At 42.5% G+C, this 26,089-nt stretch carries 22 protein-coding genes; 16 read left to right on the forward strand and 6 right to left on the reverse strand.

Features of this window, described 5'->3' with window-relative positions:
- Positions 1 to 342: 342 nt before the first annotated feature.
- The 3 genes from RM347_RS06910 to RM347_RS06920 all read right to left on the reverse strand — a co-directional run bounded on the left by RM347_RS06910 (position 343) and on the right by RM347_RS06920 (position 3,278).
- A complete protein-coding gene (locus tag RM347_RS06910) occupies positions 343 to 1,167 on the reverse strand; it encodes an SIMPL domain-containing protein (RefSeq protein ID WP_322721177.1) in 825 nt (274 codons plus the stop codon).
- Positions 1,168 to 1,303: 136 nt separating this feature from the next.
- Positions 1,304 to 1,681 carry a hypothetical protein gene (locus RM347_RS06915; protein ID WP_322721176.1) on the reverse strand — a complete coding sequence of 126 codons (378 nt, stop codon included), beginning with the start codon at positions 1,679 to 1,681 and terminating at the stop codon, positions 1,304 to 1,306.
- 532 nt (positions 1,682 to 2,213) lie between these two features.
- Positions 2,214 to 3,278, reverse strand: a complete 1,065-nt coding sequence (locus RM347_RS06920; RefSeq protein WP_322721175.1) for an NAD(P)/FAD-dependent oxidoreductase — start codon at positions 3,276 to 3,278, stop codon at positions 2,214 to 2,216.
- A 144-nt stretch (positions 3,279 to 3,422) separates the two neighbouring features.
- Here RM347_RS06920 and RM347_RS06925 point away from each other — a divergent pair, with 144 nt between their 5' ends.
- The 11 genes from RM347_RS06925 to arsC all read left to right on the forward strand — a co-directional run bounded on the left by RM347_RS06925 (position 3,423) and on the right by arsC (position 13,051).
- On the forward strand, positions 3,423 to 4,265 hold the full coding sequence (locus RM347_RS06925; protein WP_322721174.1) for a YaaW family protein: 843 nt from the start codon (positions 3,423 to 3,425) through the stop codon (positions 4,263 to 4,265).
- Positions 4,247 to 5,650: an O-antigen ligase family protein gene (locus tag RM347_RS06930; RefSeq protein WP_322721173.1), complete on the forward strand. Its 1,404-nt coding sequence runs from the start codon at positions 4,247 to 4,249 to the stop codon at positions 5,648 to 5,650. Before RM347_RS06925 ends, RM347_RS06930 begins: the two co-directional genes overlap by 19 nt.
- A 282-nt stretch (positions 5,651 to 5,932) precedes the next feature.
- On the forward strand, positions 5,933 to 6,322 hold the full coding sequence (locus tag RM347_RS06935; protein ID WP_322721172.1) for a hypothetical protein: 390 nt from the start codon (positions 5,933 to 5,935) through the stop codon (positions 6,320 to 6,322).
- A 20-nt stretch (positions 6,323 to 6,342) separates the two neighbouring features.
- Positions 6,343 to 6,480 carry a hypothetical protein gene (locus RM347_RS06940; RefSeq protein ID WP_322721171.1) on the forward strand — a complete coding sequence of 46 codons (138 nt, stop codon included), beginning with the start codon at positions 6,343 to 6,345 and terminating at the stop codon, positions 6,478 to 6,480.
- Positions 6,481 to 6,582: 102 nt separating this feature from the next.
- A complete protein-coding gene (locus RM347_RS06945; RefSeq protein ID WP_322721170.1) occupies positions 6,583 to 7,104 on the forward strand; it encodes a Ycf51 family protein in 522 nt (173 codons plus the stop codon).
- Between the two features lie 705 nt (positions 7,105 to 7,809).
- Complete coding sequence (locus tag RM347_RS06950) at positions 7,810 to 9,000, forward strand: iron-containing alcohol dehydrogenase family protein (protein WP_322721226.1); 1,191 nt, start codon at positions 7,810 to 7,812, stop codon at positions 8,998 to 9,000.
- Positions 8,997 to 10,208, forward strand: coding sequence for an aspartate aminotransferase (locus tag RM347_RS06955; protein WP_322721169.1), 1,212 nt, complete (start codon positions 8,997 to 8,999; stop codon positions 10,206 to 10,208). The genes RM347_RS06950 and RM347_RS06955 overlap by 4 nt, the downstream gene beginning before the upstream one ends.
- A 29-nt stretch (positions 10,209 to 10,237) precedes the next feature.
- The gene (locus RM347_RS06960; RefSeq protein WP_322721168.1) at positions 10,238 to 10,561 is read left to right on the forward strand and encodes an ArsR/SmtB family transcription factor; all 324 of its coding nucleotides are present in this window, start codon (positions 10,238 to 10,240) and stop codon (positions 10,559 to 10,561) included.
- 500 nt (positions 10,562 to 11,061) lie between these two features.
- Complete coding sequence (arsB, locus tag RM347_RS06965; protein ID WP_322721167.1) at positions 11,062 to 12,126, forward strand: ACR3 family arsenite efflux transporter; 1,065 nt, start codon at positions 11,062 to 11,064, stop codon at positions 12,124 to 12,126.
- A gap of 30 nt (positions 12,127 to 12,156) precedes the next feature.
- Entirely contained in the window at positions 12,157 to 12,591 is a 435-nt protein-coding gene (locus RM347_RS06970) for an ArsI/CadI family heavy metal resistance metalloenzyme (protein ID WP_322721166.1), read from the forward strand.
- A gap of 64 nt (positions 12,592 to 12,655) precedes the next feature.
- Positions 12,656 to 13,051 (forward strand): arsenate reductase, glutathione/glutaredoxin type, encoded by a 396-nt coding sequence (gene arsC, locus RM347_RS06975; protein WP_322721165.1) that lies wholly within the window; start codon positions 12,656 to 12,658, stop codon positions 13,049 to 13,051.
- A gap of 52 nt (positions 13,052 to 13,103) precedes the next feature.
- On the opposite strand, the gene RM347_RS06980 is transcribed toward arsC, so the two are convergent.
- Positions 13,104 to 17,204: a PAS domain S-box protein gene (locus tag RM347_RS06980; RefSeq protein ID WP_322721164.1), complete on the reverse strand. Its 4,101-nt coding sequence runs from the start codon at positions 17,202 to 17,204 to the stop codon at positions 13,104 to 13,106.
- A 1-nt stretch (position 17,205) separates the two neighbouring features.
- Positions 17,206 to 17,460, reverse strand: a complete 255-nt coding sequence (locus RM347_RS06985; protein WP_322721163.1) for a helix-turn-helix domain-containing protein — start codon at positions 17,458 to 17,460, stop codon at positions 17,206 to 17,208.
- 499 nt (positions 17,461 to 17,959) lie between these two features.
- Here RM347_RS06985 and RM347_RS06990 point away from each other — a divergent pair, with 499 nt between their 5' ends.
- The 5 genes from RM347_RS06990 (at position 17,960) to RM347_RS07010 (ending at position 25,352) form a co-directional block, all read left to right on the forward strand.
- The gene (locus tag RM347_RS06990; RefSeq protein ID WP_322721162.1) at positions 17,960 to 18,991 is read left to right on the forward strand and encodes a 1-acyl-sn-glycerol-3-phosphate acyltransferase; all 1,032 of its coding nucleotides are present in this window, start codon (positions 17,960 to 17,962) and stop codon (positions 18,989 to 18,991) included.
- 153 nt (positions 18,992 to 19,144) lie between these two features.
- The gene (locus RM347_RS06995) at positions 19,145 to 19,432 is read left to right on the forward strand and encodes a hypothetical protein (RefSeq protein ID WP_322721161.1); all 288 of its coding nucleotides are present in this window, start codon (positions 19,145 to 19,147) and stop codon (positions 19,430 to 19,432) included.
- A gap of 220 nt (positions 19,433 to 19,652) precedes the next feature.
- Complete coding sequence (locus tag RM347_RS07000; protein ID WP_322721160.1) at positions 19,653 to 20,111, forward strand: hypothetical protein; 459 nt, start codon at positions 19,653 to 19,655, stop codon at positions 20,109 to 20,111.
- A 129-nt stretch (positions 20,112 to 20,240) separates the two neighbouring features.
- Entirely contained in the window at positions 20,241 to 23,021 is a 2,781-nt protein-coding gene (locus RM347_RS07005) for an NACHT domain-containing protein (RefSeq protein WP_322721159.1), read from the forward strand.
- A gap of 795 nt (positions 23,022 to 23,816) precedes the next feature.
- Positions 23,817 to 25,352, forward strand: coding sequence for a flavin-containing monooxygenase (locus RM347_RS07010; RefSeq protein WP_322721158.1), 1,536 nt, complete (start codon positions 23,817 to 23,819; stop codon positions 25,350 to 25,352).
- 15 nt (positions 25,353 to 25,367) lie between these two features.
- On the opposite strand, the gene rppA is transcribed toward RM347_RS07010, so the two are convergent.
- Positions 25,368 to 26,066 (reverse strand): two-component system response regulator RppA, encoded by a 699-nt coding sequence (rppA, locus tag RM347_RS07015; RefSeq protein WP_322721225.1) that lies wholly within the window; start codon positions 26,064 to 26,066, stop codon positions 25,368 to 25,370.
- Between the last annotated feature and the right edge of the window lie 23 nt (positions 26,067 to 26,089).

Consider the following 26,089-nt stretch of genomic DNA (forward strand, 5'->3'; position numbering starts at 1 on the left):
TTACTAGAATTTAATATTACCCATCTAGTCTAAACTCCAGTGAATATTATACTTTGCTATAGATTAATAGGATGTTCCCACCTCCCAGATAATATTAGGCGCAAATTAACTACCCTATATTGATTTAATTACAGTCTTGTTGTATTTACGATTGTTGCAGCCTTAACAAGACAAAGCCAAGTTATCCAGAGTCGTATTTCCACCTTGACTTTTGGGTATTGATATATGCCACTGAAAATGGCTTGCGGACTCGCTAACGCTGCGCTATCGCCCTTGGCGTCTTCCCTTGGGAGAAGACCTCGCTGCTTCACCGCTGCGTGTCTACGCATCTAATATAAATGCTTATTTCGTTGTATAGGTCACAAAAATATCCTTTTTCATTTCGACTTCTGCTGGGGCATCTGGATTATAAGTCGGTGATAATAAAAAACTAGCAAAAGACGGTAAAGGAACTCCAGTTTTAGAACTACATGAGGGATAAAATAATGTGTAAAATGGTTCGGCTACAGAAGGAATATCAAGTTTAACGCCCATAGCAGTTGCTAAAGCCTGAGCGCGGCTTTGAGCATCTTTCATTGCTAATTGATAAACTGAACTCTGCAAAGTTTGACAGTCATTTACTGCATACTCAACGCCCACGCTCTTGACGGAAAGGTTTTTGAGTTCACTTGTCGCTTTGTTTGCTGTAGCAACAATTTCCTGGACGCTATCGCGTGTTGGTTTTTCCAATTTCACTAATATCTTGGCGTTATTTTCATTGGAATTAGTGCTAATTTGCACTTGAATTTTATCAGCCCTAATTCCTTTTGCAACTAGGCTATTAACTATAGGCTGGAGAGTTGCTTTAGTTAGGGATTTTGGGTTTGGTAAAGATTCTGCCGCTGTTTTGTAATTTAAGAGTAGAGTCCGTGAGGACAAGCGATGGGCTTCAGGTAGGGCTGATGGTTGCGTTTCTAACTCATCATTGCTACCTCCACTACTGAATACCAATTCAATATCCGCTGTATCTGCTGGCACTCTTACTACCCCTTGACCGATTACCATTAATGAATGGCGATCGCTTGCTGGTGGGTAAAATAATTGGGCATTAGTGACTTTGGGTGTTAATGCTCCCACCCCGACAGTCACGGTAATACTTACCAACATTAGAGCAGTTATTTTTCTCATGTCCTGGGAATTTCCTTTGAACTTAGTAATTGTCAAAGTTTACACCTCAAGAGCAGGATACTTAAAAAATATTGAGCAAATCCCACAACTAAAGGCTGTAGGATTAGCTCAAAAATTAAAAATTCACTGCGAACTATTAACCAAACCAGTGAGAGGGTTCAGAAGTTGGTTGAACTGTTTCACAAACATGATGGCTAATCCAATCTGACTTTTCTTGAACGATTAAACAAATGCCTTGGTGAATCAAATTCTGGAGGTGTAGTTGCTGCTCTAAGGGTTTACGAGGCAATTTGTAATAAGCCAAGCTTTCTTGTTCAGTCTCCGCTAACGGAAGATGTTCGTCAGACATCGCGGTGTAAAAGGAGGGAATACGATTGAGGACGAAAGCAATTAGCTCTTGGCGTAAGTCAGGAATCGCAAAGGCTTGTTGATATGGATGGTATGGATATGTATCCAAAACGCTTTCAATCTCTCCTATTACTGATTGCTGTGTTAAATTGACTACCGTTTTCATAATTTTTAAACTCCTTTTTTAATCCAGTCAATGGTTGGTGGAGAAAACAACTTTTTTAGATGGCAACGTCGTCATGACAATCAGTTAGAAGTGATTCAACTGATAGATGCAATAGACACTGAAACTAGCCTTTTACCTTAGTAGAATATTAGACATTTGGGTTTGCTTATTTTAGTTAAAGTTTATACTGTTTCACAGCATGACTTATTAAAGCAGCGTCCAATATGCTGGTAAGTTTGCGACATTTTATATTTATAATCCTAATTATTTCAAATTTCTGCCTTTTTGGCAGAAATCTACATAAAACGCAGCAAGAAAGCTAAGGGATCAATATTAACGGCAATAAAACAACTTGAATTAGGAACAAGTTTTTAATGAAGTTAAGCTTTGTTGGTAATTTACATCACATTTTACGATTACTGCAAAACTTGCTGTTTTATCTAAAAAACTTATTTGTTGCATGTTGATTTAGCAAGTCAGAAAAATAGCGACTCGCTAGAGTGCAAAATCAGTCTAGCGACAGATGAAAAGATCAGGTAAAAACGTTTAAAAAGTTCACATTATCTAAAGGTAGATGGTGCAACTGATGATTAATTTCATTAGCAGCAGCTAATCCAGAAAGCATCGCACTTTCGACAAGATTGCCGCCACACCAATCACCACAGCAAACTAAAGGTAGGGGAGTTCCAGTAGACAAAAAAGCTTCGTGCCAAGGACGGCTAGGAAAGGCATAACGCCAACGATGTACTTGCATCCATTCGGGAGTATTCAGCCAAGGAAGGGACAAAGATTCAGCTACTCGTTGCAACATATACTGTCCTACAGGTTGCAAATCCTGTGATTCTAGATGATGTTGAGCAAAATCAGCACTACTTTGCACCACAAAATGTGGTTGTTGAGGATTAGGACGCTTGCTACTGTCCAAACCAATCCATGCTAAATCAGCATCATCCACAAAAGTTACAGCTTTCCACTGAGGGAGGGGTTGCGATGTGGGAGGATATCCAGCGATCGCACTAATTGAGGGATAAAATTCTACAGAACGCAAGTTATCAAGAAAGACTGCATCCAATACACTTTCACCCAAAGGTGCCAACAGCATCTCAGCTTGGGGTGCAGGAATGGCGACGACTAAAGCTTTTGCAGTTAATTCTTCGTTACTAGATTCGAGAGTCAAACGCCAACTATCTTCCGGAGTTGAGGTAATACCAACGACACGCTGATTCAGTAATATTTCTAAACCTGGGGCAAGGGATTTAGCGATCGCACTCATTCCCTCAGGTGCAACATATCGGGGGCTGCGGTTTTTGGGTTCAGATAAAGGAGCATCTGCTGTGAGTTCGTAAACCTCCTCTGTCCAGACTTCGAGGATATGGCGCGATCGCAATATCTCCACAAAACGTCCCAATAATTCACCCTTTGGCTTCAGGTAACAAGCCCCATGATCCGCGCAGGTTCCATGCAAGCGGCGTGTAGCCAGTCTTCCTCCCAAACCACGGGACTTTTCCACCACTAGCACCGAATATCCAGCTTGACTTAACTCCTGGGCACAGACTAAACCCGCTATTCCGGCACCAATCACTACAATATCAGTCATGAGTCAATAGTCCCTAGTCATTAGTTATTAGTTATTGGTCATTAGTTATTCGTTATTATCAAAGGACAAAATTACTACTAATGACTGCTGAAAGCTAATAGTAGAATAAGGTACAGAAAGCTGCACGGAAGGGAGGATGGGAAATTGGATGAAATGAGGGCGGCGCTAGAGTTAGCGACCGAAGAAGAATTGCAAGATTTAACGGCAATTTTATTTAGTCGTAAGTTCAATCCCCTAGACTATGTACATACACCCGAACCCATCGAAGTACAAAGCCAAGACCGCAAAGCTTGGTTAGACGCACTAGAGGGTCGCTTTCGCTTTTTGGCAGCAGATGGGATGACGGTATTACGGGGACGCACAGGGCAGGTAACTTACCGACAAGCCTTAGTTCAAGTATGTAAGTATCTAAAAATTCCCTATTCTAATCAGCTGGCAACAATTGATTTAGAAGCAGAAGTATTTTTACATCTTTTAGGACAGGTGTGGAAAAAATTGCCGGAACAGGAAAAGCAAAAATTAACTGTACGAGTGCAACGTCAGCTGCTCAAGTCAGAACTAAAACAACCGTTACCACTTTTATTGCAACGTGACCCCTTGGGGTTACTTTTCAAAGGCGGTAGTGCGATCGCGGTTACTTCTCTTCTCCAGCCACTTGTACTTAAGCAAATTGCCCGTCAATTTGCCATCCACTTTGCCACTTATGAAGTAGCCAAACAAGCGGCGATTAAAGGCTCAGAAGCAGCTACAAAGCAATTTCAAAGCTATGTAGCTATGCAAATGGCTCGACGGGGTATGACTGTAAGTGCAGCTCGTTATGGAGCAGCCCGTAGTATGTTTGCTGTGATTGGGCCAATAATGTGGACTTGGTTTTTTGCGGATTTAGGGTGGAGAGCGATCGCCACTAACTATGGTCGGATCATTCCTACCATCTTCGCTTTAGCTCAAATTCGCCTCACTCGTGAGGAATGTTGGGAGCCAGCTTGAACAAGGTTTTTGACTATTTCAAGTCTCGTTGGCAATCTTCTTGGAACTACTCTCTATGGGCACTATTCATCTTCCCATTGAGTCCTTTAGTGGGGGCTGTGACTGTAGGTTTTGTGTCATTAATAACTTGGCTGAAACAATCCCGCAAAATTAGTCGTCGCCCCCTCAACTGGGGATTTGCCCTTTTGAGTCTCTTGCTGATCGTGAGTGCTGGGTTTGCCCAGGATAAGACAGCTGCTTTCCTCGGCTTATTTAATTTATTACCATTCTTTTTACTTTTTGCTGCTCATAGCGCTCTGATTCAAACATTTGCCCAATTGCGGCAAATGGCTTGGATATTGGTGATCGGTTCCATGCCAGTGGTAATTATCGGCTTGGGGCAGTTATTTTTAGGCTGGAGTTTGAAATTCGAGATTTTGTGGGTTGTGTTGAATTGGAAGATCGCACCAGGAGGAAATCCCCCAGGTCGCATAGCCTCACTTTTCTTGCACGCTAACACCTTTGCAGCTTATCTAGCAATAGTTTTCATCCTTGGTCTAGGGTTGTGGCTCGAACAATGGCAATTGGCTACAAGAGGCAGAGGAGCAGGGGAACTCGTGGCCCCCACTGAGTGGGGATTGGGGGAGAGGGTGCAGAAGAGAGGAATTTTCCCCCTGCTCCCTTCTTCCCCAGTCCCCCTCCTCTTCCTAACTGTGGCGGTGATTACAAATTTCATTGCCTTAATTTTCACGAACTCGCGTAATGGATGGGCGATCGCTATTTTTGCCTGTTTAGCTTATGCACTTTACCAAGGTTGGCACATTCTTGTGGGTGGTGTCGCTGCGATCATCTCTAGTGTGATTTTGGCAGCTTTTGCACCCTCACCAGTCGCTCAATTTTTTCGCCAGTACGTTCCTGCCTTCTTTTGGGCAAGGTTAAATGACGATATGTATCCAGATAGACCAGTTGCTTTAATGCGAAAAACTCAGTGGGAGTTTGCCTGGTCTTTAGCTCAACAACATCCTTGGACTGGCTGGGGGTTACGCAGTTTTAGTGGACTCTACAAAGCTCAGATGCATGTTCCCTTGGGTCATCCCCATAACTTGTTTTTGATGTTATCTGCTGAAACTGGTTTTCCCAGTACTTTTTTATTTTGTGGCTTACTCGCTTGGATTTTGATTACAGGTGTCCAATTACTACGAAAATCAAAATATATAAATACAGAAGACAGATTGATATTTTTCAGTTATCTTCTGGCTTTTGTGGGGTGGATTGTATTGAATACAGTAGATGTAACCCTCTTCGATTTTCGTTTGAATGCACTTTCATGGTTAATTTTGGCTGCCATTTGTGGAGTAGTACATCGTTATAACCAACAAGATAAGCTTGCATCTCATCCAAATTAATTAGGCGTCGAGAATAGCTATTAATTCATTTTCAGTGTATGCACTGGGGACATTTAGAGTTTTAAATCAATAAGATTACTATATTCACGTCTGTGACTGTGAGTGTGACTAATACCTAATTAGTCACTGTTGCTGATTGTTGGGAAGGTGTAGGGACATCCCTTTGGGGTTTTCCTGCATGACGGGCATCTCTTGTAGATGCCCTTTTGTATATTTATTATTTTTCTCTGTTAAACACAATTAAAATAAATATTTAAATTAATAGAAAACCAAAATTTATTCATGAAAATATCCTTACAAAGCTATACACTTTTAACTTCTTCATTAGGGTTATTTCTAATAAATTTTGCTTTTCCTCTGCCTGCTAAAGCAGCAATTGAGTGTGAAGCAGGCAATATGATTTATTATCCCAATGGTTCGCTGTTAACTTGCGTACTTGAGCAAAATATTACTGTGCAAGTTTCCAGTTCTCTTTCGGGAACATCCAATTTTTCCTGCCGAGGAAAAACTTATATATCTTTCAATGAAAAAGGACAGTTTCACACTTGTGAACTTGCCGATGACATCCAAATTAGAACAGGTAATTCATTTGAAAAATGTCCGGCAGAATATAGGATATATGTTTCAACTTCAGATGATGGAAATCAATCGATTATTTGTCGGCAATATTAACACTATCAAAATAATTTGTAATGACACTCGTGACGCTCGTTCGCGTAGCGCCTCCGACAGGAGAAGACTTGCTAACGAAACTCGTAGTTGCGATCAGTGCTTGCTCTGAACTCTCCACAGTTTTGTTGACCATTAAAAATCTTTCTCACTTTTTCTAATACACTTACATCAAGCGATGACTGCGATAACCCTTATGGTGTAAGCTCTCGGTAAAATGGGTGTGTCGGTAACGAAAAAAAGACGCCTCCATAACCAACCTTATGCTCACAACAGCTAACTTTCTTCAGTACACCCAATGGTCAGGTATAGCTACCTTGGTATTTGCTGCCTTAACAGTTTTGGCTTTTATTCTCAAATGGGGCATCCGCTTTCGGCTGGTGGGTACAACTGGCTTTATGCTGGTGCTAACGGCTGGTTTATTTGCACTCTCGATAGTCCCCCTGAGTCGGACTGTGATTCCAGGAGCAGCCAGGTACACTCTAGTTTATGACAATGGGTCAACACAAGCGGTGATTGCCACATCACCCCAAATTACACCCACACAATTAGAAGCAACTTTACGTCAAGCAGCTAGTAATTTGTTTTCTTACGGTCGTTCAGGTACACGGGAAGACGACAAGTTGACAGTTCGCGCCCGTACCATTATCCACCCAGAACCAGGGACTTCTGTACCAGTTTACTTGGGTGAGGTCAAGCGATCGCTCGTTTCTCATCAAAATTCCCCAGTCACAGTCAAAATTTACACAGACAATTTCGCCCAATTGCCAAAACCTACCGCTTAAGAAGCACGGGGGCAGGGGAAGCAGGGGAAGCAGGGGAAGCAGGGGAAGCAGAACCAATGCTCAATACCCAGTCCCCAGTCCCCAATCCCCAATCCCCAATCCCAGAAAACAAAAGTAATTTACCTGTTATCAGGATGACAAAATTTATTTTGTATTTACTGATACAATAATAGTTATTTTTAGATTAAGATATTCACACTTTAGTGGTTCTAGTGTGGAAAAAGGTTAATCAGCGTACGGGTAATGGGTACTGACAGTTGTGATTTGTCAGTTGTTGTCCTAGTTACCACTGTTGCCATTTTCAGAAATCTTTGCAGCAAATGAATAGCTTGTAGGGGCGTGAATTTGCACACCCCTACAAGCTATCTGTAGCTAAAGATTGTATGAAATAGTGTGAGCACTTACAAATTATCAATTCTCGACTGCTTTTCTTGAGAATCTGACAATGGTAATGTTAGTTAATTATACGGTTATTCAAAACTTTGATAGTTCGGAATTTCAGATCAATGGGCATCATAGATTTAAGCAACGTCGTCAAACTACTCAATAAGTCGGCAATAGGCTTTGTCTATTTCATTGCTTGGCTCAAATCCAGATGAGCGGTGTGTAAGCTTGGAGCCATCCAAAAACCAGCTTGGCAACAAGTATCGCTCCTCACTAGTCTATTTGATTAAGAAATATCAAGGTTTTGGCAAACTAGATTATATGCCCAATAATTTTACTACTCAACCTTCTTTGTCTACTCAAACCTCTAGTCCATTATTGACGCTCACAGTTGCCCCAGCAAAAGTAATCCGTGGTTCTGGGGTGTTGCAAACAGCCGCAGCAGAGATCGCCTGTTTGGGAAGTCGTCCCTTAATTGTGGCAGGTGAATCTACTCTCGCCATCAGCCGAAAGAATTTGCAACCAGTTTTAGAAACGCAACAGTTACATACTGCCCAAGCATCTTATGGTGCAGATTGCTGCGAAGCTAGCCTGAAATCTTTACAAAAAACAGCAAAAGAACATAAAGCTGATGTAATTATCGGTGTTGGTGGTGGCAAAGCCCTAGATACAGCGAAATTAGTCGCGCAGCAGTTAAAGTTGCCAGTGGTGACAATTCCGACTTCAGGGGCTACCTGTGCAGCTTGGAGTGCGTTGTCGAATGTTTATTCGGAAGATGGGGCGTTTCTCTACGATGTGGGGCTGTCTCGTTGTCCCGATTTATTGATACTTGATTATGACTTGATTAAAACTGCACCACAACGTACTTTGGTAGCTGGAATTGGTGATGCGATCGCTAAGTGGTATGAAGCCTCAGTTAGCAGTGGACATTTGCAAGACACTTTAATTATTGCTGCGGTGCAACAAGCAAGAGTTTTGCGAGATATCCTCTTGCAAAAGTCAGCCGCCGCGCTGAAAGAACCAGGTAGTGAGGTTTGGCGAGAAGTGGTAGACGCCACTGTGTTACTGGCTGGGGTAGTTGGAGGGCTTGGAGGGGCGCAGTGTCGCACAGTTGCTGCCCATGCCGTGCATAATGGTTTAACGCACATTTCGGGACACGGCAGTATTCATGGCGAAAAGGTTGCTTTTGGGATTTTGGTGCAACTGCGTTTAGAAGAAATGCTACAAGGCAATCAACTAGCAGCATCTGCACGACAACAGTTATTAAAGTTCTACGCAGAAATTGGACTACCCCAAAAATTAAGTGATTTGGGATTGGGCAATATTACATTAGGCGAGTTGCAAACAGCCGCTGAAATTGCTCTAGTTCCTAATTCTGACATCCATCGACTACCGTTTAAAGTCGCGTTGGAACAGTTGATGGCGGCAATGGTTTCCACCACCGCACCTATAGATAGTAGAGACACTACAAATCGAGTTTCGCCCAAGGGAATGAGTGACGAGGTTTTATGAGTTTAAATTGGATTGTCCCAGCAGAACGTATACAAAAACTACCACCTTATGTATTTGCCCGTTTAGATGAACTGAAAGCTAAAGCACGGGAACAAGGATTAGATTTAATTGATTTAGGTATGGGAAACCCGGATGGTGCAACGCCAGCACCAGTAGTAGAAGCGGCGATCGCAGCTTTAAAAGATCCCGCCAATCACGGTTATCCGCCTTTTGAGGGCACAGCTAGTTTCCGCCGCGCCATTACCAACTGGTATCATCGTCGCTATGGTGTGGTTCTCGATCCTGATAGTGAAGCTTTACCGCTACTCGGTTCTAAAGAGGGATTAACCCATTTAGCGATCGCCTACGTTAACCCTGGTGATTTAGTTCTGGTTCCTTCCCCAGCTTATCCTGCCCATTTTCGTGGCCCTGCGATCGCTGGTGGCAAAATCCACAGCTTGATTCTTAAACCAGAGAATGACTGGTTAATCGATTTAGCTGCGATTCCTGACGAGGTTGCTAGACAAGCCAAAATTCTCTATTTCAACTATCCCAGTAATCCCACCGCTGCCACCGCCCCCCGCGAATTTTTTGAAGAAATCGTCGCCTTCGCCCGCAAACATGAAATCTTGCTGGTGCATGATTTGTGTTATGCCGAGTTAGCTTTTGATGGTTATCAACCCACTAGCTTGTTAGAAATTCCTGGCGCGAAAGAAATTGGTGTGGAGTTTCACACCTTATCTAAAACCTATAATATGGCTGGTTGGCGCGTTGGATTTGTAGTGGGTAATCGACATGTAATTCAAGGTTTGCGGACGCTGAAAACTAACTTGGATTACGGCATTTTTGCCGCCTTACAAACAGCAGCCGAAACAGCTTTACAACTACCAGATGTGTATTTGCACGAGGTACAACAACGCTACCGTACCCGCCGCGATTTCCTCATTCAAGGGTTAGGAGAGTTGGGTTGGGATATCCCCAAAACCAAGGCGACAATGTATCTTTGGGTGAAGTGTCCCGTTGGCGTTGGTTCCACAGATTTTGCCCTGAACGTGTTGCAGCAAACAGGCGTTGTCGTTACTCCAGGTAATGCCTTTGGGGTTGCGGGTGAGGGTTATGTAAGAATCAGTTTGATTGCAGACTGCGATCGCTTGGGTGAAGCTTTACATCGCTTTAAGCAAGCTGGCATTCGCTATCAACCTGAAGCTGTAGTCTCTGCTTCACAATAGAGATAGCATCTCTTATCGAAATTTGATTCATGCAAACCCCCGCTGCCACTGTTCCTCATTTAATTGCTGCTGGCTTTCATGCCCTTTCCGATTCACTCAGGATTAGTGTGCTGGAATTGCTACGAAAGCGAGAATTATGTGTGTGTGATTTGTGCGAGATATTGGGGGTAAGTCAGTCGAAATTAAGCTTTCATCTGAAAACCCTCAAGGAAGCTGGCTTAGTTAACTCCCGTCAGGAAGGACGCTGGATTTATTACAGTTTAAATTTGCCCCAATTCATTATTTTAGAGGAATATTTGGCAGATTTTCGCCAAAATCAGGTAATTTCATCTGCGCGTCCCTGCTGCGATTAAGAAAGAGTTTAGATGAGTTAATTCATTGAAACCAGAATCTCACAGCTTCAAACCCTAAAAGTGTCAACTAGGACTGATTCCGTTTGCGCTGAATTAATTTATTTAGCTATCAAAGATGGTGATGGTTAATACCGCAACTGTAGTACTTAATGCATCAACTTTTTTTGATGTTTTTTATGTATAGTGCTATGCTTGGTATTGACACATCAAGTTTTTTTGAAATGAGATAAACATACTTCCAAAATTACCGATAACGGTGAAGTTAATGAATGCAATAGCAAAGAAATTGGCTCTCTTATTTAGAGTGTTGACTTTTGTCGTTGCACAACAACCACATCTAATTCTTCTACTTAACCTCAGTCGTTGTCAAAGGTTAGACAAGTCACATAATTCGAGAAAAGTGACGCTATTAAGATTGATGGTTCTTGCACAGTGTTATCTGAATAACGCAGGCGATCGCTAAAGAGACTTTGAATAATGTTAGCTGTATGAACTCTGTAATGAGCAAAAAAACTTCAAAACGCCTCTCCTTTATTGATCGCTTCCTGACCTTGTGGATTTTTTTAGCAATGGCTATCGGTGTTAGTCTGGGCTATTTCTCTCCGGGAGTAGAAGCATTTATCAACCAGTTCCAAGTAGGAACAACCAATATACCAATTGCCATCGGGTTAATTCTGATGATGTATCCGCCTCTAGCCAAGGTGCGATACGAAGAGTTAGGAGATGTGTTTCGCAACGGAAAAATTCTTGGTGTGTCACTACTTCAAAATTGGATCATTGGGCCAATTTTGATGTTTGCTTTGGCGGCTATCTTCTTACACGGTTATCCAGAATACATGACGGGATTGATTCTGATTGGATTAGCCCGTTGTATTGCAATGGTAGTTGTGTGGAGTGATTTGGCACGAGGTAATACAGAGTATACGGCTGGATTAGTTGCCTTCAATAGTATCTTTCAGGTCATCTTTTATAGTCCTTATGCATGGTTCTTCATCACTGTACTGCCGCCACTATTTGGGTTACAAGGCAGTGTTGTTAATGTCAGCATTGCCGAGATTGCCAAAAGTGTGTTTATCTATCTCGGTATTCCCTTTTTGGCTGGATTTTTCACTCGTTTCTTTTTAGTGAAAGTGAAAAGCAAGCAGTGGTATCACGAGGAATTTGTGACTAAAATCAGCCCGATCACGCTGATTGCTCTGTTATTTACAATCATGGTTATGTTCAGCTTAAAAGGGAATTTGATCGTTCAGATACCCTTGGATGTGGTGAAGATTGCAATTCCGTTGATCGTTTACTTCGTCATCATGTTTCTGGTCAGCTTTTACATGGCTTGGCGGATTAAGACAGACTATTCTATATCTGCCAGCGTAGCATTTACAGCCGCCGGAAATAATTTTGAACTGGCGATCGCAGTGGCGATCGCAGTGTTTGGCATTAATTCGGGTGTTGCTTTTGCTGCCGTTGTCGGGCCTCTGGTAGAAGTGCCTGTGTTGATTGGTCTGGTTAATGTTGCTTTCTGGTTTGAAAAACGTTGTTTTGCAACACCTGAATCGAGAAGCTTATAAATATTTCAAAAATCTACAAGGAGCAAAATTATGGTACTGCTGAAAACTCATGTGGCTTTGAATGTTACTGACATTGAAAAGTCTGTAGCATTTTATCGGGCAATGTTTGGTGTGGAACCTGTGAAATATAAGCATGACTACGCCAAGTTTGATATTTCTAGCCCAGCGCTAAACTTAACATTGAATTTAGCTCCCAGCATCCAGACTGGTGGTGCATTGTCTCATTTGGGCGTACAAGTTGAAAGTACAGAAGAAGTGCGATCGGCTATACAAAGGTTTACGGACGCTGGATTGGCATTATTTGCTGAGGACAATACTGATTGTTGTTACGCTTTGCAAGACAAAGTTTGGGTAACAGATCCAGATGGGAACCGCTGGGAAGTGTTTGTGGTGAAGGTGGGAGATACAGCGCCAGAACAAAATTTGGTGGTGGGACAGGCTGTTAATAAGTCGTGTTGTGGGTAAAGAAAAACCGTAGACGCAAAGCAGCTTGCCGCAGTCTACCGCAGAGAGTTTGAGAGGAGCATTTATGAAGAAGGTGATGTTTGTTTGTAAGCATAATTCCCGCCGATCGCAAATGGCAGAGGGATTTATGCGAATCTTCGGAGAAGGTAAAGTTGCTGTTGCTAGTTCAGGTTTGGCAGCAAGTGAGGTAGATCCTGTCACTGTTGAAGTCATGGACGAAGTTGGTATTGATATTAGCAATCAAACTTCTAAACCTTTAAGTGATTTCAATTCTGATGATTATAATGCTGTGATTTCATTATGTGGTTGTGGTGTTAATTTACCTGAAGAGTGGGTGTTAAGAGATGTGTTTGAAGATTGGCAACTTGATGATCCAGCAGGGCAATCAATTGAAACTTTTCGCCGTGTTCGAGATGAAGTTAAGGAACGAGTTGTAAAGTTAATTGATTCCCTCAATTAACAATTGATATCAATCCAATCTAGACACCCGATTTATCAAATAAGTCGGGGATCTAATCCAGGTTGCTACAACTATAAATAAGGTTAATGATCGCTTGAACTAACTTAGCTGGCTCTACAGGCTTGGTGATATGCTGACCAAATCCGGCGGCAATTGCCTGTTGGTAGTCAGCCTCACCAGCATAAGCGGTAAGAGCGATCGCTGGAATTTTCCCTCCAAGTTCTGGTGACATAGCTCTGATTTGGCGTATCAGCATATAGCCATCTACTTCCGGCATTCCAATATCGCTTAATAGCAGATTAGGCTGGAATTGAGGCATAATTTGTAGTGCTTCCAGAGCAGATGCGGCCTGGATTACTTGAGCGCCAGACTGCTCCAAAATGAAAGCAATTAAGTCTCGCGTATCACGCTCATCATCCACAACCAGAACTTTTACCCCATTTAGATTAGGCGAATCATCAGGTTGAGAGACAATCTGGTGGCTATTTAGATGAACCTTCATCAGCGGTAGCATGACTGTAAAGGTTGCTCCCTGTTCTTCACCCAAACTTTCTGCCTTAACTGTTCCACCATGTAGCTCGACAATGTGACGAACAATAGCTAATCCTAATCCCAGTCCGCCGAATTTCCTGGTAGTTGCACCATCAGCTTGTCGGAAATAGTCAAATACATAAGGTAAAAAGTTAAGGCTAATTCCCTTACCCGTATCACGCACTTGAAGTTGAGCCTGAGAACCTAAAGACTCTAAACTGATTTCTACCTCTCCACCTTGGGGTGTAAACTTTATAGCATTGGAAAGTAGATTCCAGATAACTTGCTGCAAGCGACTGGAATCACCTGTTACTAAGAATTTGGGATTTGAAATTTGAGATTTGAGATTGTCAGGTTGCTTGTTAAAATCGATAGATTCTAAATTTATTTGAGAATTTTCTAATCCAAAATCGTTCGACTGAGCGACTTGTGCCGAGCAAAGCCGAGGTAAGCCGAAGTCTAAAATCGTAAATCGCAAATTGATAGATTTGGCTTCAGCGGCTAGACGTACAGTTTCTATGGCTGCGGCGATCGCAGTTTCCAGATTCACAGGAGCAATATTCAGGCTAAGTTTACCTTGCAGAATGCGAGAGACATCCAACAAATCTTCGATTAATTGGGTTTGAAGTTTGGCATTGCGCTCAATGGTTTCGAGAGCACGAGTGGTGGTTGCTTCATCATACTTTTTAGTTTGTAGTAACTTCGACCATCCCAAAATAGGGTTTAGCGGCGTGCGAAGTTCGTGGGAAAGAACCGCCAAAAATTCATCTTTGATCCGATTCGCTTGGATCAATTCTTCTTTCCGTCGCTGTAACGAAGCCATTAACTGGGCCCGTTCCAGAGCAACTGCCACCTGATCGGAGGTTGCTTGTAATAAAGCTATTTCCCCAGAAGTAAAGTGGGTACGGGTGCGACTGGCAAAAGAGAGGACACCAAGCAGTTTTCCCTGAGCAATTAACGGTTGACCTGCATAGGCTGTGATTTCCAAAGCACGGAGAATGTGGGCATTTGGATGGGTAGAGTGCGGCACATTATTGACGACAATTTGATGGCGTTCTTGCACCACTAGTCCGCACATCCCTTGATTAAATTCCAGATATTCAATTGCTTGAAATACTTCATCAGTGATGCCGTTCCAAGCTACTAACCGAAGTTTTTGCTTATTTTCGTGTGTATCGATTAGATAGTGGAAGTAAAAATGCAAATCCATCTGCGCCGAGAGTTTGCTAAACAAACTGTTCATTAGATCCAAGGGGCGCTCGGTTGAAAGCAAATCACTGGTTGTTTCCGAAAGCAGTTTGAGTCGTTCACTGCGCTCTTGCAAGGCAAGTTCAGCAAGCTGGCGTTCACGAAGGATCCGTTCACGTTCGGTGATATCAACTGCAACCCCTCCTACCAGGCGTTGCCCAGAAGCATCGGCAATGGGAAACTTATATACCAAAAATTCCCCTAGAGTACCATTTGTGCGTGGGGCAGACTCGATCGTTTCAACAACCTGATTCGTCTCGGCAACCATTCTAATGTTATCGAGGAAGGGTTGAGCGATTTGGGCTGGGTATAGGTCAAAAATGTTTTTATTAATCGCCTTGTTTGTTGCTAAATCGAATGTGCTCAGATAAGTTGGACTGAGGTAAAGTACACGCCCGTCTGCATTCGTAATCCATGTTGCGGCGGGAATGTTGTCCATAAAAGCTTGAAATTGCTCTTGACTCTGACTCAGCGCTTTTTTCGCTTGTTTAAGATCGCTGATATCGAGAATGAATGTAACTGATTTTTGCCGAGATTCTCCTAAAAGGGAATAGCCAACTACAACTGGGACAATGGAACCATCCTTGCGAATACATTCCTTCTCATAAGGAGTACAGGTTCCCTTCGCTGTTGCCTCGGCAATAGCCAGTTCATCTAAATATTGATACTCTGATGGCGTGATATCAGCCCACCCTAATCTACCTGTCTGGATATCTTCCTGGGTATAGCCGACAATTCGCAAAAACTCATCATTGGCTTCAGTGATAGCACCATTCACATCACCAAAGAGAATGCCAACTACATTCGCTTGGAAAAAACTCCTGAGCCGCTCCTCACTTGCTTGGACTGCCTTCTCTGCCTGCTTGCGTTCGCTGATATCTGTAGTGCTGCCAACTAAGCGTAGTGGTTTTCCATCAGCATCTCGCTGCACCACTATGCCCTGATCCAATACATAGACGTACTCATTATCCTGGTTGCGAATTCGATACTCGGCAGTATAGCGATCGCTATTTGCCAAAGCACCTCCCGCCCCTTCTTGTACACGTTGCAAATCCTCTGGATGGACAAGCTCACGCCACCAATTACCAGAAGGTTCAGCTTCTGCGAGGGAATAGCCCAAAATTCGGGTTAACCCCTCGGTTCTTTCAACGGTATCTTGCTCTAGATTCCAGTCATAAATGAGACAGTTTACCGCCGATGCTGCTAACTCAAACCGCTCGTTAGCTAACCTCAGACGCTCCTCCTTTTCACGCAAGGTTTGTTCTACTTGTTTGCGTTCGCTGATGTCACGGAAGAAAATGTCAAGACCATCTTCACAAGGGTAGGCATGAATCTCCAGCCACAAGTCAAACTTTGGAGGTAAGTAGTAGTGATGCTCGAAGTGGACAGGAATTTGCTCTGCCATCGCCCATCGGTACTGGCGCTCTAGATTCGTGCCTACCGATACAGACCACTCCTCCCAGTGCGACTTGCCAATAACCTCTATCCGGGGTTTGCCATTAATTCGCTCTGCTTCGGCATTTTGGTAGATGATTCGCCAATCCCGGTCTAAAGTAATAAATGCATCACTCATGTTTTCCAGAGTGCGTGTGATCCGCTCATTGGCTTGCTGTAATGCCGCTTCTGCTTGTTTACGTTCGCTCAAATCAACAACAAAGCCAATCACCGTTTCTTGAGTGTTTCCCAGGACAACAGAACCCAGCAGAACGGGAATGCGATCGCCATCTTTACGAATGTATTCTTTCTCAAAGGGCTTACATACTCCGGTAGTTTTCAGTTCTTCTACTGAACGCTCACTCAAAAGAAGATACTCAGGTGGGGTAATCTCACGCCAATTCATCTGGTTAGCAGACAAATCTTCTCGCGTATAGCCGATCATCGTTAGAAAAGCCTCATTGGCTTCTACGATCGAGCCGGTGTTTATATCAGTGACAATCGCCCCAATGATGTTGGATTCTGCCAGTCGGCTAAACCGCATTTCGCTATTTTGCAACAACTTTAGGCTTGTCTCTGCCTTGCGTCTGGCAGTTTGTAACTCTGAAGAGAGGGCAGTAATTAAGAAAGATACTAGTGAGAACGTGGTTAATCGTACCAAGACGTTCTGGCTGAAGAAATCGAAGGAGTAGACTGGCTCGATCAAAAAATATAGCGCAGTTGTCACAGAAAGAGCGATCGCCAACACTCCAAGCCTCATGCCGCCATACCAGGCGCTGACTGCCACAGCAGCATAAAATAATGTAAATACGCTCGGATCAAAGACTGGCAGCAACAATTGCGTCAGCAGCAGCGCCACTATAACTGCCACAATCATCACACCATAAGCTATGAACCGAGAACGCATCATCAAAATTTTTTCAGGTACTTTCACCATCATCTTAAGAGTCCTCCCGATGCTCCGATTTTGGGAGATACTCGTTCACTAGTCTTTTACCTGGTTCACCCATTTTCTCTAACATTTCTTCAATAAGCTTTAGTGCCATCTGTGAAGGCACTGTAGATCCGTTCTCCCAGCGATTGATTGTTCGCAGAGAAACTCCCAACTTGCTTGCAAACTTCTCTTGAGAGAGATCGAGTTGCTGCCGAAGTTCACGGATTAAATCTGAAATTTTTAGTGGCTTTCTTAGTTCCATAGTAGGAACAGTAAGACAGGTGTCTCGCCATTTGTCTCCAGCTTGAGGAAGAATTTAAACAATCATTAGTTGTTATCAATTTCATCTTTTGGCGAAACGCCAATATTCACTTATCAATTTTCACTGCTTACTGTTCACTGAAAAAGGCATCTATAAAATAAATATTAAATTTGTCTAATATGTGATGCCACAATAGTATTATCTAAAACGGTTTGATAACTCTCAGCTATCACGCACTGCCAAAAATTCATGGTAAGTGCGTTATGTTTTCATACTTTATACCAACTTAATTTTTATGTATAGATACCCTCTATATATAAGTTTTGTTTAATATTTGGTATTGAGAAATTTATCTAAGATAATTGCTAATTTTGACAGCCAAATCTGAAATGGGTTTTGAAATATGTAGTTAATTTTACTTCTATGGTAGGATGCCAATGGCAAAATTATATAGCTATCATGCACTTTTAATAAAATTTTTGCCTAATCTTTAACTGTTTTGATTAATCAACACTCCGAAAACCTTCTAAACACCCAACTAGAAAATTTACCAGGTGAAGGTTATATATTTAGCTGGTTTGATTGGTTTTGTCTTTGGTATCCTCCAGGCTGGCTAATTTTATTCAACCGCCATTGGCAGCACTATCACACCGATCCGGATGGTTGGAATTGGCTAGAATATGGATTATTTTTAATTCCTGGCGGATTTTATCTAGCCCTGCTGAGTCGCTGGTTGCGTCTAGGTTTTCGTTCACCCCGAAAAGAAGTTGGTGAATTTGATCCCAAATATCAACAAGCTTTTCGCGAAGAAGTTCTTAGCCCCATCGTTAAATACTATTTTCGGGGAGAATTACAACAAGTCGAAAACTTGCCGCCAACAGGGCCATTGATTGTGGCAATGAATCATGCAGGGATGTGTTTTCCTTGGGACTTTTTGACCTTGGGTTATTTATTAAGTGAAGCCAGAGGATGGGTGGTACAACCCGTAGCAAGTCCAGTACTATTTGAGCATCCTTGGGTGGTTTGGTGGCTACCACCTAAATGGTCGCAGGTTTTGGGTGGTGTGCGAGCAGAATTAAATGATTTTGAGGCCGCAATCGCCCAAGGTAAAATTCTCTTATATGCACCCGAAGGTATCCGCGGCCCTCTGAAAGGTTGGAGAAGACGCTATCAACTGCAAAAGTTTGATGTGAGTTTTATTCAGTTGAGCGATCGCTATCATATTCCCATTCTTCCAGTAGTTTGCATTGGTAGTGAATCTTTACATCGTTGGGCTGTTAATTTCACCAAATTGCAACGACTAGTCAAATTACCATTCTTGCCTTTCTCGCCTTTGATGTTTGTCTTACTTCTGTTTCCCTCAATGGGAATTTGGGCAATGAGAACTCGTCTGCGTTACTTTATTCAGTCTTTAGAACCAGCAAGATTGGATAACCACTCAAACAAAGGGCGTGCAGTAGTCTATCAACAGGCGCAACAATTACGAGAAAAACTACAAATTCAAATTAATCAGTTTTTAGGTAAATCTTAATACTACAATCTGAAATTTGTTGATTATAAAACAATACAGTTCAGTGAAGGATAATTGTAGGTTGGGCTTACCGTTGTCGTACGGTAAGTAACAACAACGGTAAGCCCATTTGTTACAAACAAAGAAGCAGACGTTACAAATAAAGTTGCTTTAGTGACTACAGCTTACCCAGTAGTGACTACAGCTTACCCGGTAGTGACTACAGCTTACCCGGTAGCGACTACAGCTTCCCCGGTAGTGACTACAGCTTCCCCGGTAGTGACTACAGCTTACCCGGTAGCGACTACAGCTTGTCCGGTAGTGACTACAGCTTACCCGGTAGTGGCTACAGCTTGTCCGGTAGTGACTACAGCTTACCCGGTAGTGGCTACAGCTTGTCCGGTAGTGGCTAATGCTTACCCGGTAGTGGCTAATGCTTATGCTGGAGTGACTACAGCTTAAGCAAAACTTATCAATGAATTTTACAGATGATTAGACACCGACTCAAACAAAGGACGTGCAGCAGCTTACCAACAGGCACAAAAATTACAAGAGAAATTGCAACTTTAAATTAATCAGTTTTTGGGTAAAACTTAATACTACAAGCTGAAATTTGTTGATTATAGAAGATTTAGGATGTGGTTCAATTAAATGAAAACTGCTGTAAGTTTGTAGTGGATTTATGGAACCTGTGACGCTGACGGCTGTTGTAACTGCGATCGCTACTATACTTTTGACTAAGCCACTAGAGAAAATCGGTGAAAATATTGGTGATGCTACATGGGCGCTAGGTAGCAAGTTGATAGAATTACTGCGCCAGAAGCATCAAGCACCATCTCTCAGCAGTGCTGTAGAAGCAAATGAACCGCAACGATTAAATTATGATCAAGCAGTGCTGGAACTTAAAGCCGCAGCAGAACAAGACCCAGAAATTGCTCAAGCTGTTATGGAAGTCGAAGCACTAGTCAACAAAGACCAGTCTGAGACTGCTAAGGAAATTCAAAAATTAGCAGCAGAAATCAAGTCGCAGCCATCAGTTGTTAACAACTTTGCGAAGTTAGCAGAAGAAATTAAAGCAGAGAAAGGTGCAATGGTTGCCCAACAAATCATAATTGGGACACAGAACAATACTTACAACTGACTGAAGTCGTCCCCAGGGGAGGATGGGACAAAGTTAACTCCCGATGACTGGTGCCAAATCTGCCGTGAAATACTGGCACAACGGCGAAAGCTGACTACAAATCCTCTGACATCAACTGAAGGAGTCGCCTTGCAAGTTGATGATGTTTACGTACCACTCGGATTAGTTGAGCGCAAAAAACCATCCAAGCGTCAAGGTGATATTTCTCCAGAACAGGGGTCAGAACTGTACAAGGAGACAGAAATCACCAAAACATTTGAGCATGATGCTTTTCTTGAAGAAGTTCTCAAACAGAAGAACACGCCTAAAAGTCAAGGTAAGCGAATTGCAATTATTGGCGAACCAGGTGCAGGAAAGACAACACTATTACAGCAGATTGCTGATTGGATATCTCGTGAAATTGACCAGTCAATTGTCATTTGGGTCTCTTTAGCAGATTTGCGAGGTCAGGAATTAAAAGCTTATCTGTTTGAAACTTGGTTGACTCAGGTGGCTGAAAAAACAGGTAAAGCTGAAACCACTAAGCAACTAAAGGATAATTTTGTTGCTCTGTTTAATCAAAATAATGTGTGGCTGCTGCTAGATGGATTAGATGAAATGTCGGCATCTTCAGGTAATCCTCTAACCGAAATTGCCCGACAATTCCGTGAAGGAGGATTAATTTCTCAAGCGCGAATTGTGCTGACCTGTCGGGTTAATCTGTGGGATGGCAGCAGTAATGCACTTGATGATTTTGATACTTATCGCAGTTTAGATTTTGCTTATCCACAACAGGTAGAGAGATTTATTCAGAAATGGTTCGCTGCTATTCCCGAAACTGGAAAGCAGTTATGTACTGCATTGAAAGAACCAGGTAAAGAACGGATTCAGGATTTAGTAAAAAATCCTCTACGGTTGACGCTGCTGTGCTTGAATTGGCAATCAGGAGAAGGGAAGTTACCAGATACTCAAGCGGGACTCTATCAGCAATTTGTTGATGACTTCTACAAGTGGAAAAAGGAGGAATTCGCTACAAACTCTCACCAGCGTCAGCAACTTAATGTTAAATTGGGGGAATTAGCTAAAGAAGCAATAGACAAAGAAACAACCCGTTTTCGCTTGCGGCAGGATTTTGTTAGTCAATTCTTAGGGGATGCTGATGATAAAAATTCGCTGCTGAAACTGGCACTAAATCGTGGCTGGCTGAACTGTGTCGGGATAGATACAAATAGAAAACCTGTTTACGCTTTCTTTCATGCTTCGTTTCAAGAGTACTTTGCTGCTAAAGCAATTGATGACTGGCATTTCTTTCTTAACCACATTTCCAAAAATCCTAGTCAGGGAACTTATCGCATCTTTGAACCGCAATGGAAGCAAACAATTTTACTTTGGTTAGGGCGAGAAGAAGAAAATCTCAAACAGCAAAAGCAACAGTTTATCGATGCTTTAGTGAACTTTAAAGACGGATGTGGTAAGTGGAATAGGGAAGATGTAGATCAAAGATTTTATGAATATCGTGCTTATTTTTTAGCTACCACAGGAATTACTGAGTTTAAATATTATTCTAGAGTGGATAAAATAGTAGAACAAATTGTCAAATGGGGCTTTGGTTATTTCAACAATAAAAAACAGAAGTGGATAACATTTACCAATGTAATTGAAATCGAAGCTAAGTCAGCACTAGAACAGACAGACCGTACAAAAGCTATCAACGCCTTGGTGCAACTGCTGCAATCAAATCATGTGACTGACTACACCCGTAGGCAGGCAGCATCAAGCTTAGAGAAAATCGATCCAGGCAATGAAATTGCGATCGCTGCCTTGGTGCAACTGCTGCAATCAAATCATGTGGATGATGACACCCGTACGCAGGCAGCATATAGTTTAGGAGAAATCGGCACTGGCAATGAAATTGCGATCGCCGCCTTGGTGCAACTGCTGCAATCAAATCATGTGACTGAATACACCCGTAGGCAGGCAGCATCAAGCTTAGAGAAAATCGATCCAGGCAATGAAATTGCGATCGCCGCCTTGGGGCAACTGGTGCAATCAACTACTGTGGATGACTACACCCGTGAGCAGGCAGTATCAAGCTTAGGGAAAATCGCCATATACAATGAAATTGCAATCGCCGCCTTGGTGCAACTGGTGCAATCAACTACTGTGTCTGACTATACCCGTAGGCTGGCAGCATCTAGCTTAGGGCAAATCGGCACTGGCAATGAAATTGCGATCGCCGCCTTGGTGCAACTGCTACAATCAACTACTGTGGATGACTTAATCCGTAGGGAGGCAGCAGAAAGCTTAGGGAAAATCGGCACTGGCAATGAAAATGCGATCGCCGCCTTGGTGCAACTGCTGCAATCAACTACTGTGGATTACTCCACCCGTTACCAGGCAATATCTAGCTTAGGGAAAATCGGCACTGGCAATGAAAATGCGATCGCCGCCTTGGTGCAACTGCTGGAATCAAATCATGTGACTGACTACACCTGTAGGCTGGCAGCAGAAAGCTTAGGGAAAATTAATCCTGGTAATAAAAAAGCTATCAACGCCTTGGTGCAACTGCTGCAATCAACTGATGAAGACATCCGTGGGTGGGCAGCATCTAGCATAGGGAAAATCGGCACTGGCAATGAAAATGCGATTGCCGCCTTGTTGCAACTGCTGCAATCAAATCATGTGACTGACTACAACCGTTGGCGGGCAGCATCAAGCTTAGAGCAAATCATACAGAATAATAAGCATCGCTTTGAGGTAGTCAAAGCTTTAAGTGGTTATTGGCGATTGGTTGATGATTTCTACGATTTAGCCTGGAAATGCGCCCAGAATATGCCTTACTCCGATTTCTATCTAGCTTGGCATCAGCATAATATTGTTACTCGTGCAATGCGAAGCTTAAAGAAAATCCTCTTCACAAGAATAATTTAAGTACTTTTGCAGCAGTGACGTTACAAATGAAGTTACCGTGATAACAACAGCTTGTCCATTTGTTACCAAAACAGAAGGGGACGTTAAGAATAAAGTTGTTTTCATTACCACAGCTTGTCTGTTCGTTAACAAGACAACTTGTTTCGTTCAGAATGCTTATCCGTTAGTAACGAAAACTTGTCTGTTCGTTACCAACACAACTTGTTTCGTTCAGAATGCTTATCTATTTGTGACAAAGCTTATGTCTTAGTTACCAACGCTTAAACAAAACTTATCAATCAACAGCAAAATATAGCCATTGTCGTTTTGATGCTTGCTTGTGCGTGAACTTCGAGAGTAATTTCTTTCCCTCCAAAAATAGATTCACAATCTGTAAGGCATTTTTGATAATTATTGTAGAGACGGCGATTTATCGCGTCTTTGTGATTTAGAATTTTTATCAAAAAGCCATAACCGAAACGTATTGGGGCTACGCCTACGCACCACAATTTGACTGCATACTGAAGCGTTTCTAACGGGACAGGAAATATTTCACACCCTTCTGCAAAATCTTCAATTAAGTTTTGAATCTGCGAGTTATCAAAACCTGTTTTGCAGATTAAATTTGTACAAACCTCATTGATAACTTGTCTACTAACAACTAGGTTTTTTTGACTTGTAATGTTTGTGGCTATTTAATGATGATCAATAATGTCTGGTATTTCTTTAGGGCCTACGACAGATGTAGTTCAAATAAATAAAACCTACTGTAAATTGTTATTTGCAGAAATTATTTCATAATTCACTTAAAAAAGAATGGAAATCAAACAGATTTGCGTTATTGGGGCTGGAATCAGCGGTTTGGTGACAGCTAAAACTTTTATCGAGGAAGGCTACGACGTTACTGTATTTGAGAAACAAAAAGGACTTGGTGGTGTTTGGGAAAAATCTCGAAGTTACCCAGGATTAACTACTCAGAATACGGGTGACACATATAGTTTTTCAGACTATCCCATGCCTGCGTCCTACCCAGAGTGGCCCACAGCAGAACAGATGCGGGATTATTTAAATTCATACGCCCACAATTTTGGGGTTGTTGAGAGAATTCGCTTCCAAACGGAAGTGACCAATGTTTCCCGAAAAGCTGGAGAACGACCAGGATGGGTAGTTACCATCAGAGTGAAGGAAGGTAATGAAGGTGAAACAAAAGAAGAAAAGCACGAATTTGACTTTGTGTTAGTGTGCAATGGCACATATAGTATCCCTAAGTTACCTTCCTTACCAGGTAGGGAGGAGTTCGCCGCATCTGGAGGGCGGGTACTGCATTCTACCGAGTTTAACGATGCTTCAATCATTGAGGGTAAGCGGGTAGTGGTAGTAGGTTTTGGCAAATCTGCCTGTGACATTGCGACTTTGGCGGCGAACATAGCCAAAGAATCCACCCTCGTCTTCCGTCAACCCCTGTGGAAGATTCCTAGATTTTTCCTGGGTTTAGTAAACCTGAAGTATGTTTTATTAACCCGCTTTTCAGAAGCTTGGTTCCCTTACCGTAAGATGGGACGGATTGAAAAAGTGCTGCACACTCTGGGTAAGCCACTAGTGTGGGCTTTCTGGCGGACTAACGAGATGGTGCTACGCCTGCAATTCGGTCTTGATAGTTGCGGTATGTTGCCCAAACAACCAATGAATCAGGCTAACTGTGGCATTAGCATAGCTCCTCCAGATTTCTTCAAGTACGTACACTCTCGTAAAATTCAGGCAATTAAAACCAGCATCGCCAAGTTTATCCCTGATGGCGTGGAATTAGCCAATGGTCAGCAGTTGCAGACAGATATAGTAATTTTTGGAACAGGATTTCGCCAAGAACTTCCCTTTCTCGAAGAAGAATATCGCCGACAAGTAGTCGATGAAGATGGTAATTTTAACCTTTACCGTTATCTGATTCACCCTAATATTCCACAGATGGGTTTTGTTGGCTATAACAGCAGTTTCTACAGTCAGTTGACATCAGAAGTTGGTGCTTGGTGGCTACTAGAGTATGTTAAAGGCAACTTGTTATTACCTTCGCCGCCAGCAATGTATCAAGAAATGGCAGCAGATATCGATTGGATGAAAACTCAATACCATAGCGTTGTAGCGAGGGCGACATGCATCTCCTCGTTTTCCTTACGTTATACTGATCAACTCATGGAAGATATGGGTGCAAATAATCAGCTTGGTGTCTGGAAGGGGATTTCACAAATTATGATGCCTGTGGATTTATCTCTCTACAACAAACTTCGACAGGAATTAAAGTCGCAAAGACTGAGAAATATCAATGATTCTCCTAACCAATTAACCGAATTATTGTGAGTTGGAAGTAGACGGTTAAACTGACTCCACTGAAGAAGCACCGAAACGATAGCCTTTGCCGTAAACTGTGTGAATCAACGCAGTTTCTCTACCAACCTCAATCTTACGGCGCAGTAAACGAATTAATGCCGCGATTACATTACTACTGGGTTGTTCTTCCTCTTGCCACAAATTTTGCATAATCTGGGCATGAGTTAACAGTTGTCCAGTGTGTTCCATAAAATATTGCAACAACTGGCTTTCTTTTTGCGATAGCTCAATTATCCGTCCTTGGCGATAGGCTACTTGATTTTCACAATCGAGTTCTAAATCAGCGACGGTTAAACGTCCGGTGGTGGTTTCATAAATTTGGGAACCGGAACGACGCAACAGAGCACGGACTCTTGCTAGTAACTCCCGCAGTTCAAAAGGTTTAACCAAATAGTCATCAGCGCCAGCATCTAAACCTTGTACGCGGTCATCGAGAGTATCTTTAGCTGTGAGAAACAGAACGGGAGTGGTTTTGCTTTGGCGTCGCAATTCCTGACAAATCTCTAATCCCGTTTTTCCTGGCAGCATCCAATCTAAAATCAGTAAGTCATAACTACCTGCTTGTGCAAGTTTGCTGCCAGATGTCCCATCATAAGCGGCATCTACAGCGTAACCCTCACGAGTTAATAAGCGACTCAAGGGTTGAGTTAGTTCAATTTCATCATCAACTAATAAAATTCTCATGCTGCTTGTGGTAAGCATATAGA

Origin of the sequence: Nostoc sp. ChiQUE02 (genome assembly GCF_034531305.2) — a bacterium.
Classification (GTDB): domain Bacteria; phylum Cyanobacteriota; class Cyanobacteriia; order Cyanobacteriales; family Nostocaceae; genus Nostoc.

Excerpts from the sequence above, each read along its gene's own strand:
- RM347_RS06910 (WP_322721177.1), bottom strand. The coding sequence starts at position 1,167 with ATGAGAAAAATAACTGCTCTAATGTTGGTAAGTATTACCGTGACTGTC.
- RM347_RS06915 (WP_322721176.1), bottom strand. The coding sequence starts at position 1,681 with ATGAAAACGGTAGTCAATTTAACACAGCAATCAGTAATAGGAGAGATT.
- RM347_RS06920 (WP_322721175.1), bottom strand. The coding sequence starts at position 3,278 with ATGACTGATATTGTAGTGATTGGTGCCGGAATAGCGGGTTTAGTCTGT.
- RM347_RS06930 (WP_322721173.1), top strand. The coding sequence starts at position 4,247 with ATGTTGGGAGCCAGCTTGAACAAGGTTTTTGACTATTTCAAGTCTCGT.
- RM347_RS06935 (WP_322721172.1), top strand. The coding sequence starts at position 5,933 with ATGAAAATATCCTTACAAAGCTATACACTTTTAACTTCTTCATTAGGG.
- RM347_RS06940 (WP_322721171.1), top strand. The coding sequence starts at position 6,343 with ATGACACTCGTGACGCTCGTTCGCGTAGCGCCTCCGACAGGAGAAGAC.
- RM347_RS06945 (WP_322721170.1), top strand. The coding sequence starts at position 6,583 with ATGCTCACAACAGCTAACTTTCTTCAGTACACCCAATGGTCAGGTATA.
- RM347_RS06950 (WP_322721226.1), top strand. The coding sequence starts at position 7,810 with ATGCCCAATAATTTTACTACTCAACCTTCTTTGTCTACTCAAACCTCT.
- RM347_RS06955 (WP_322721169.1), top strand. The coding sequence starts at position 8,997 with ATGAGTTTAAATTGGATTGTCCCAGCAGAACGTATACAAAAACTACCA.
- RM347_RS06960 (WP_322721168.1), top strand. The coding sequence starts at position 10,238 with ATGCAAACCCCCGCTGCCACTGTTCCTCATTTAATTGCTGCTGGCTTT.
- arsB (WP_322721167.1), top strand. The coding sequence starts at position 11,062 with ATGAGCAAAAAAACTTCAAAACGCCTCTCCTTTATTGATCGCTTCCTG.
- RM347_RS06970 (WP_322721166.1), top strand. The coding sequence starts at position 12,157 with ATGGTACTGCTGAAAACTCATGTGGCTTTGAATGTTACTGACATTGAA.
- arsC (WP_322721165.1), top strand. The coding sequence starts at position 12,656 with ATGAAGAAGGTGATGTTTGTTTGTAAGCATAATTCCCGCCGATCGCAA.
- RM347_RS06980 (WP_322721164.1), bottom strand. The coding sequence starts at position 17,204 with ATGATGGTGAAAGTACCTGAAAAAATTTTGATGATGCGTTCTCGGTTC.
- RM347_RS06985 (WP_322721163.1), bottom strand. The coding sequence starts at position 17,460 with ATGGAACTAAGAAAGCCACTAAAAATTTCAGATTTAATCCGTGAACTT.
- RM347_RS07000 (WP_322721160.1), top strand. The coding sequence starts at position 19,653 with ATGGAACCTGTGACGCTGACGGCTGTTGTAACTGCGATCGCTACTATA.
- RM347_RS07010 (WP_322721158.1), top strand. The coding sequence starts at position 23,817 with ATGGAAATCAAACAGATTTGCGTTATTGGGGCTGGAATCAGCGGTTTG.
- rppA (WP_322721225.1), bottom strand. The coding sequence starts at position 26,066 with ATGAGAATTTTATTAGTTGATGATGAAATTGAACTAACTCAACCCTTG.